Origin of the sequence: Pseudoalteromonas sp. S2755 (genome assembly GCF_005886535.1) — a bacterium.
Lineage (GTDB): Bacteria > Pseudomonadota > Gammaproteobacteria > Enterobacterales > Alteromonadaceae > Pseudoalteromonas.
In genome coordinates this window covers 1-5883 of the sequence record NZ_PNDS01000164.1, presented here as the reverse complement: position 1 = coordinate 5883, position 5883 = coordinate 1, and the positions used below count along the sequence as shown (strand labels likewise).

At 41.6% G+C, this 5883-nt stretch carries 6 protein-coding genes; 3 read left to right on the top strand and 3 right to left on the bottom strand.

Going from position 1 to position 5883, the window contains the following annotated elements:
• Positions 1–153: 153 nt before the first annotated feature.
• The gene (locus CWC03_RS21685) at positions 154–747 is read right to left on the bottom strand and encodes a porin family protein (protein WP_138583626.1); all 594 of its coding nucleotides are present in this window, start codon (positions 745–747) and stop codon (positions 154–156) included.
• Positions 748–884: 137 nt separating this feature from the next.
• Positions 885–1256, bottom strand: a complete 372-nt coding sequence (locus CWC03_RS21680; RefSeq protein WP_138583625.1) for a hypothetical protein — start codon at positions 1254–1256, stop codon at positions 885–887.
• Positions 1257–1519: 263 nt separating this feature from the next.
• On the opposite strand from CWC03_RS21680, the gene CWC03_RS21675 reads away from it, so the two are divergent.
• A complete protein-coding gene (locus tag CWC03_RS21675; RefSeq protein WP_138583624.1) occupies positions 1520–2017 on the top strand; it encodes a winged helix-turn-helix domain-containing protein in 498 nt (165 codons plus the stop codon).
• A 29-nt stretch (positions 2018–2046) separates the two neighbouring features.
• On the top strand, positions 2047–2781 hold the full coding sequence (locus CWC03_RS21670; RefSeq protein ID WP_138583623.1) for an SIR2 family NAD-dependent protein deacylase: 735 nt from the start codon (positions 2047–2049) through the stop codon (positions 2779–2781).
• Here CWC03_RS21670 and CWC03_RS21665 read toward each other — a convergent pair.
• On the bottom strand, positions 2778–3437 hold the full coding sequence (locus CWC03_RS21665) for a hypothetical protein (RefSeq protein ID WP_138583622.1): 660 nt from the start codon (positions 3435–3437) through the stop codon (positions 2778–2780). The genes CWC03_RS21670 and CWC03_RS21665 overlap by 4 nt on opposite strands.
• Before the next feature lie 101 nt (positions 3438–3538).
• Here CWC03_RS21665 and CWC03_RS21660 point away from each other — a divergent pair, with 101 nt between their 5' ends.
• On the top strand, positions 3539–5695 hold the full coding sequence (locus tag CWC03_RS21660; protein ID WP_138583621.1) for a tetratricopeptide repeat protein: 2157 nt from the start codon (positions 3539–3541) through the stop codon (positions 5693–5695).
• The last annotated feature ends 188 nt before the right edge of the window (positions 5696–5883 follow it).

Genomic DNA, 5883 nt, shown 5'->3' with positions numbered 1-5883 from the left:
CGTTTAAAATTTCTCATTTAGAACAACTAAATAGCAAAATTTTTGCCTTGCCTATATGGATATAGGTACCTTAGCGGTAGCAGGACGCGAGAGCGGTGCTACTAAAGCTAGTTCCCCGCTTCAAGATAGATCATTTACTTAATACAACTGGTATTAAAAGCGATAGCTGACACCAAGAGATAAGTTTGATGTATCCAAGTCACCCATATCAAGGTACTTGTAGCCAAGGTTAACTGCCATACCGTTATCCCAGTCATATTGCCAACCCGCTTCAGCGACAAAACCGATACCGTCGTCAGTAACTAATTTGGTGCGACCACGAGTGATTTCGTAGTCGTAATAGTTCGCCCCTAATTTACCGTAAAAGTAGCTGTTGTCAGAAATTTGATAGTAGCCCTTTGCCGCAACGACAAAATTATCAAATTCTAAGTTATTAGCACCAAGACCAAACAAAGTTTTGTTGTTTTGTGTGCAGGTAAATTTGCGATCGTTTTCGTCTTCACACTTCCAATCATCTAAGTCTTCACCGCTGTTATAACCTAATTCAAGCGCCAAAATTGGCGTAAAGTGATAGTTGTAATACAGATAGGCTTGACCCACACCATCACCATCTCTACTTGAGCTTTTATAAGAAGCGCCACCGCCAGAAATGTCTAAACCGACACGATGCGTCTCGTCATTTTGTTCTGCAAAAGACGATAAGCTTGTTGTGAGTAATGCAAGAGATAAAAGCGCTTTAATTTTCATAATCAATGTCCGTTGTGGTTAACTTGAGGACAGTATAAATAGGGTGGGTGTCAAGGTCTGTTGGGGGGCTGTCATAAAGTGTAAGAAGGCGTCGAATTTGGTTCTTATTATTTTAAAAATATAAATAGTTGCACTTGCTAAGTGCTTTTAGCTGACTTAGTTTTTGCAATGAACGTTTGGTATTTTAGTATGGTCGTCAATGTCAAAACCGCAGCAATAAGTCCACTCCATATGTGATGTATGAGCAAATGACTTGCAATGAACATAGGTACGTCTTGCCAGCCATCAATTAACAAAAGCTTACCCACTAGCAGCAAGTATCCGAGCAGGTGTGTAAATAGCACAAGTTTAAATGATTTTACGAATTGGTTTTTTGCACTGGCCGAGAGAGCGGGTAAGTTGAGACGTAGCGCGAGGATAAAGACAGTTGAAAGGGCAATACTGACTACTCCTAGCCCGAGTAATGAGGTTTTTATCAACACGATAGAGTAGATAAAAGCAAGCAACATGAGTCAGCCTAACAATTAAGGAAAACGCAGTTTATATACGCTTAGGTTTTGAGTCTATTCGAATTATTCTAAGGATTAGGTAGTGATTTTCTGAGTGATCGCTCTATACTAAAAGCCGATTTTATCAATAGTTTGTAAACCGATGTAACATTGCCCTATATTTTCGCGGCATGTTTCGCTATAAATGCAATGTTATGCCGTAGTAAATTCGAATAAAACAATAATTATTATAGTAATTAAGACCAAAGTTGGGAACTAGGGAAATGAAATTCGCTTTTAAGGATTTTTTGTTTGATAGCAAAGAACTCAAGCTTTATAAAGACGACAGAAAGCTAAATCTAAAACAAAAGCCTGCTCAGATATTGGAGCTATTTTTATCCGCTCCTCAAACTATCCACAGCAAAGAAGATATCTTAGAAAAGGTATGGCCTGATAGAAAAGTTACGGATCAGGTCGTATTTCAAAATATTGGCCACTTACGTGCTTTGTTCGGCGATGATGCCATCAAAACCTTTTCACGAAAAGGGTATCAATGGCAGATCCCTTGTACGGCCTTTGAAGGGACAGCGGAAGCTCAGGCTTCACCTCAGACAGTGTCGACTAAAGCGGAGGTAAAAACGCAGGAGGACAGAGCTGTAGTGACTGAACCATCTTCTGAAGCGCTCGAAAGATCAGGGTCGATTGGTAGCAAACTGCCAATGTTTGGGCTTGCGGGTGTACTTGTGTTGCTAGCTTTGGGTATCTTCTTTACGTTATCGTGAGTCAAATTTACTTGAGTTGAGGTTGTGTCATGTTGCAAACGTTGTATATCACAGGTGCTGGGGTAAGTGCCGAAAGTGGTATTCCAACTTTTCGGGGAGAGGATGGCTTTTGGACGATAGGTTCGGCTAACTACACACCTCAAGAAATGGCAACGCGTGCAATGTATAAATCGCAACCGTCGGAATTCTTAAAATGGTACTACCATCGTTTTGTGACTTATCGTAATCATGGCCCCAACCAAGTTCATCAATGGCTTAGTGATAAAAATGTGATCACGCAAAATATCGACGGTTTAGATGGTAAAGCGGGCAATAATCATTTTATTGCAATCCATGGACGTGTTGATCAGGTGACACCCTTTCATACCCAAGGTGAGTCCACGGAGTGCTATACGGCCCCTTGGGACGAGGTAGACGAAAGCCGCTTAGCTGAGTCGTTGTTAGCGCTGTTCAAGATCGCGCGACGAGGACCTGAAAAAGGTGTGTCACTTAAACCCTATGTATTGTTATTCGATGAGTACTACACCGATCTGTATCGTATTAGCGAAGCACAGTCACGCATGTATGCTGCGGATAGAATCATTTTTATGGGCACTTCCTTTAGTGTCAATATCACTCAAATGGCCTTGGAGATAGCAAGGCACAAAGCAATTCCAATTGAGGTGGTTGACCCAAATCCTGCGCACTTACTTTACGAACAAGTGACCTATCACCGCATGACGGCAAGTGAATACATCGCCAATTGTAAAGCTGAGGAAAGTTAGCCTGCATTGCTTTGATAGTAAGTGGCTAGCAGAAATTGTTTATATTCACTGAGTCGACGTTGTTGTAAGAGATGGGACTCAATCACTTTGGCGTTGTGGTTTTCCACTGCGTTTATATGTCGCCTTTCGATTTCCATCAAGCCAAGTAACGCGCTTAATTCTTGAATGCTAAGCGGGGTAGTATGGCTATTGAAAGCCAAGTAGCATTCGAGAGGTGTCAACTTTTTTGCATTTCTTTGACTCAGTGCATTATGAAGTAGCTCCTTGCTTTCAAAGTGCAATAAAGTTCTAAGATAATTTAGACCGTTATCTGTCGCGGGCATTTGCGATAAAAGAATATGTAGTACGTTATTTCCTTGCGGGTTAAGGTTATTGATTTGCTCAGCTTGGATCAAAGGTGTTGAAAAAAAGGCAAACTTCTCCAAGGAGTTAATCGCAGCTATCATTGCTTCCGGAAAGCGTGCTGCTTGTAAGCAAATACTCGCAATATCTTGATAGTGGCCATAGAGTGCTGCGTTACTCTGCGCACTTTGAAAGAGAAACTTGAGGACTTCAATCTGCTCGTCTTTGGTCGCGTGTGCGTATCCGGCTTTTATTTTTTCTATATCCGCGCCTTTTAACGCTAGCAAAAACTGAGTTAGACTATTATTCGACATGTATAGAACCACAATTTATTATTTAATGCTCATGCAATATGATAGCCTATTCGCTTGCTGTTTTGCTCAATTTATAACGATAATAACTAAGAGACGATAACGTGTTGCACTTTAAGATAATACTGCTTACTTGTTGCCTACTATTAAGCCCGCTAGTTCATGCTAATGAGCGTTTATATGATGCTTTTATAAAAGAAATTCAGCAACAAGAAACACGTGATAGCGCACTTCAAAAAGTCGACCAAGTATTAGAGTCAGGCTTAACTCCTGAAGAAATTGCTGACGTTCACCATAAGACCACGGTTGCATTAAAAAATGGTTTCCAGCTCGAAGAGGCATATAAATGGGCGGAGCGTTTTAAACAGGTACTACTCTCTCATCATTTACCCGAATATGAAGCTAAATACTCTTTAACATATGGTGATCTGATGCTCAAAGAGGGGAAGTTTAGCGATGCGATTAGTTATTTAAATCTTGCCGTATCTCAGCTATCGGCGCTTGATATGCATCGCTTGTTGAGCCATGCTTATCGCTTTCGAGCCGCTGCGTACAAAAACAATGGTAGTTATAAAGACTCGATAGAGAGTTACGAGCTCTCAATTGAAGTGGCAAAGAAGTATGAACTCCCAGATTTGCAAGTGTCTGCGATCACTCAGTTAGCAGATGTATACTCGGATCTGTCATTACCGGACAAGGCACTTGAATTACTGCAGCAATCGATAGCGGTACTAAAAAGCCAAAAACAGGAAAATACGGTTTTACTTGGACAGGTTTACTATAACCTAGGTGGTGCACATCAAGTGATTGGCGACCATGAAAAGTCGCTTGAAGCCTATCAAACCGCATATGACTATGACATTAAAGCGGGCAATGTCGTTTATTCAGCTTACACGTTGATCCGCATTGGTCGTGAACAAATGAAACTCAGTCAATATGACAATGCACAAGCGTCATTTGAAAAAGCATTTACGATTTTCGAAGAGAATGACCACACTAGAAATCAGGGTTGGGCGCTGAGCAATTTGGCTGAAGTTAAATTAAAAGCAAATGAAAAAGTTAAGGCCAAAGAGTACGTTGAACAGGCGCTAGAGTTAATTGATCCGGTACAAAGTAAAGTGCTTTATCAAGAGACGATGACTACCTATGCGCAAATTGTTTTACCTGAACGAGCTGATTTTTTTATTCAAAGTATGGAGCAAATTATTGCTCAAGATGAGGTGTATCTTGGCCTCAAGGAAACCGCATTACGAGTGTTAAAGGACGCCTATAGCGCGAAAGGTGACTTTGAGTCCGCGCTTCATTATCACTTGCAATATGCGGAATCTAAGGTTTCTCAGCTTGAAAAAGAAGCCAGTCAAAAAGCCTTGGCCTATCAGATGGATACCGAGTACCAGAAGAATCAATATGAGCTACAAAGTCTAAAAACACAGCGTGATGTAGAGCTTGCCGAACAGCGCGTAGAACAAATAGTAACGGCAGCAGTGGTGGGAGTTTTGGTCATTCTACTGAGCGCATTCTTATTACTTGCGAGAAACAAACGTCGCGCACTGGAACTCGAGAAACAGCTGCTCAACAAAACCTTGGATTTAAAGCAGCAACTACTTGCAGATATTTCTCATGAATTAAGAACACCGCTTACCGTACTTAAGCTACATATTGAATCTCTGGAACATAATTTGGTGGAAAATCCAAAGCAGAGCTACAAAGTGCTTAACCGCCGTCTCGATACTCTTAACACATTAATAAAAGATATCTATGAACTCGCGCAGGCAGATACTGGCAGCCTTAACTTGGCGTTAGAGCGTGTCAATGCCAAACAAGCGTTTATTGGTCTTGTTGAAGATATTGATGACTTTGTGACGGATGAAGGGCTTGAGTTTAATGCCAATATTGAACTACCTGATGAGCTGGAAATCGACATTGACGTAACTAGGTTCGCTCAGGTATTTAACAACTTGGCTCGTAATAGTGTGAATTATACCGACAAGCCAGGAGAGGTCTCCGTGGATATTAGCTATCAACGCCAGCAGATCCTATGTGTTATTGAAGATTCAAGCCCAGGTGTGGGTGATGAAGCGCTGGAGAGATTATTTGAACGTTTGTTCCGCTGTGATAAGTCTCGTAGCCGAGATCTTGGTGGCTCCGGCTTAGGTTTATCAATCTGTCAAAAGTTGGTTGAATTGCATGGCGGCAGTATTACAGTTGGACACAGCGATTTAGGTGGCCTGAAAGTGCGTGTGATTCTACCTTGTGAGTAATAACAAAAACCTGCTCTAATCTGAGGTCATATACTCGGTGCGATTTCACATCGCGATATGGCACAAAAGCTCGCCGCATAAAGCGGCTCCCACCAGAGGTTATATATTGAGTGTAGGAGCGATTTCACATCGCGAAATGGCACAAAAGCTCGCCGCGTGAAGCGGCTCCCACCAGAGGTTATAAATTC

What these genes read in the sequence shown, in the direction of transcription:
- CWC03_RS21685 (WP_138583626.1), bottom strand. Translation starts at nt 747, where the DNA reads ATGAAAATTAAAGCGCTTTTATCTCTTGCATTACTCACAACAAGCTTA.
- CWC03_RS21680 (WP_138583625.1), bottom strand. Translation starts at nt 1,256, where the DNA reads ATGTTGCTTGCTTTTATCTACTCTATCGTGTTGATAAAAACCTCATTA.
- CWC03_RS21675 (WP_138583624.1), top strand. Translation starts at nt 1,520, where the DNA reads ATGAAATTCGCTTTTAAGGATTTTTTGTTTGATAGCAAAGAACTCAAG.
- CWC03_RS21670 (WP_138583623.1), top strand. Translation starts at nt 2,047, where the DNA reads ATGTTGCAAACGTTGTATATCACAGGTGCTGGGGTAAGTGCCGAAAGT.
- CWC03_RS21665 (WP_138583622.1), bottom strand. Translation starts at nt 3,437, where the DNA reads ATGTCGAATAATAGTCTAACTCAGTTTTTGCTAGCGTTAAAAGGCGCG.